Here is a 2268-nt window from a genome sequence, read left to right as displayed (position 1 = left end):
GCACCGATCTGGCTGGCCAGGCGAATGCGCTGCGCCTCGCCGCCGGACAGGGAGTCCGCCTGGCGATCGAGTGTGAGGTAGTTCAGGCCGACATCGTTGAGGAAGGTCAGGCGCTCGCGGATCTCCTTGACGATCTTCACCGCGATCTCGCCACGCCAGCCCGGCAACTTCAGGCCTTCGAAGAAGCCGAGGGCATGGTCGATGGCGAGCGAGGTGAGTTCGGGGATCGCGCGGTCGGCAACGAACACGTTCCGTGCCGACGGGTTCAGGCGCTGGCCGCCGCAATCCGGGCAGGGATGATCCGCGATGTAACGGGACAGCTCCTCGCGCACGGCAGCCGACTCGGTTTCGCGGTAGCGACGCTCGAGGTTGGGCAGGATGCCTTCGAACTTATGCTCGCGGGTGACCTTGCCGCCGCGGTCCGTGATGTACCGGAACGGGATGACGTCCTTGCCTGAGCCGTTGAGCACGGCGTTCTGCATCGGTTTGGCTAGCTCGCGCCACGGCGTTTCCGGGTCGAACCCGTAGTACTTGGCCAGCGAGATGATCAGCTGGAAATAGTGCGCATTGCGACGGTCCCAGCCGCGGATGGCGCCGCCGGCGAGGCTGAGCTCGGGGTGGCCGACCACGCGCGACGGATCGAACACCTGGGTAACGCCCAGGCCGTCGCAGGTCGGGCAGGCGCCGACCGGCGAATTGAACGAGAAAAGGCGCGGCTCGAGCTCCGGGAGCGAGTAATCGCACATCGGGCACGAAAAGCGTGACGAGAACAGCTGCTCCGCGGCCTTCGCATCATCCATATCGACCAGGATGACAATGCCTTCGCCAAGGCGCAGGGCGGTCTCGAAAGACTCGGCCAGGCGTTGCTTGATGTCCTCGCGCGGACGGAAGCGGTCGATCACGGCTTCGATCGTGTGCTTCTGGCGCAAAGTCAGCGGCGGCACGGCGTCGAGGTCATAGACCTCGCCATCCACGCGGGCGCGGACGAAACCTTGCGCGCGCAACTGGTCGAACACCTGTACGTGCTCGCCCTTGCGCTCGCGAATCACCGGCGCCAGGAGCATCCACCGCTTGTCGGCATCGAGTGCCATCGCGGTGTCGACCATCTGGCTGACGGTCTGCGCTTCCAGCGCGATGCCGTGGGTCGGGCAGCGCGGCGTACCGACCCGCGCGTAGAGCAGGCGCAGGTAGTCGTACACCTCGGTGATCGTACCGACGGTGGAGCGGGGATTATGGGAAGTCGACTTCTGCTCGATCGAGATGGCCGGCGAGAGGCCTTCGATCGTGTCCACGTCCGGTTTTTCCATGATCGAGAGGAATTGCCGCGCATAGGCGGACAACGACTCGACGTAGCGACGCTGGCCTTCGGCATAGATCGTGTCGAAAGCCAGCGAGGATTTACCGGACCCGGACAGCCCCGTGATCACGATCAGGCGATCGCGGGGCAGGTCGAGGTCGATATTCTTGAGATTGTGCGTGCGGGCGCCGCGGATGCGAATGCTGTCCATGTGCCGACATAAATGGGGGAAGCCCCCGACTATACCAAGGGTTTTCCGCCTTCATTCCGCCTCGACTTGTGACGGTTCAGCACAGGTGATTTGCGGGATCGGTACCCCGCCGCATCGGCGTACCCGGCGGAGGCCGAGGCGGCTACCATGGCCGTCGCCCCGGGGAGGGGTGTGCCATCCATCCCGAAGAGGAACATGACGCATGCGTAAGTGGAAAGGGATTGCCGTCGGCCTGGTGCTGGCGGGTTGTGCGGGCCAGGCGCTCGCGGCGCAGCCCAGCGAGCAGCAGGTGCGCCAGCTGATGGACGCCGTCGGCATGGGCCGCATGCTCAGCCAGATGAACAGCCAGATGGCGGGCGTGATGCAGAGCGCTCTGCCTTGCGTGCCGGCCAGCTACTGGCAGGGTTTTGTGGACGCCAACGCGACCAATCAGCTCATCGGCCGCATGGTGCCGGTCTATCAGAAGCATTTCACCGCCGAGGATATCGACGGCCTGCTCAAGTTCTACCGTTCGCCGTTGGGCCAGAAGGTGATCACCCAGATGCCGGCGACCATGGCCGAGGGCATGCAGATCGGCAAGCAGTGGGGCCAGGAGCGCGGCCAGCAGATGGTTTCCCAGCTGCAGAGCCAGGGCACCCTGAACCCGCAGGGCCAGTGCCCGGCCAGCGGCACCGCCGCGAAGCCCGCCGGCGCGACGCCAGCGCCGGCGCCAGCTCCCGCACCCTCGAAGAAGAAGTAGGCACTCACCTTGTGGGAGCCG

2 protein-coding genes are annotated in these 2268 nt (G+C 65.5%); one reads left to right on the top strand and one right to left on the bottom strand.

Annotated features, from left to right (window positions below; translation table 11 throughout):
* Positions 1-1508 (bottom strand): UvrA family protein (locus AC1DT2_RS21235; protein ID WP_477298553.1); only part of this gene is annotated, 1508 nt, incomplete at its 3' end.
* 202 nt (positions 1509-1710) lie between these two features.
* On the opposite strand from AC1DT2_RS21235, the gene AC1DT2_RS21230 reads away from it, so the two are divergent.
* Positions 1711-2247, top strand: coding sequence for a DUF2059 domain-containing protein (locus AC1DT2_RS21230; RefSeq protein ID WP_477298551.1), 537 nt, complete (start codon positions 1711-1713; stop codon positions 2245-2247).
* Positions 2248-2268: the final 21 nt, after the last annotated feature.

It is taken from the genome of Luteibacter sp. P4_E6 (genome assembly GCF_056401535.1).
Note: the sequence above shows the minus strand (reverse complement) of the source record. Positions and strands in the feature narration are given on the sequence as shown.

Bases quoted from the DNA above. Each gene is read 5' to 3' on its own strand.
- AC1DT2_RS21230 (WP_477298551.1), top strand. From the start codon at position 1,711: ATGCGTAAGTGGAAAGGGATTGCCGTCGGCCTGGTGCTGGCGGGTTGT.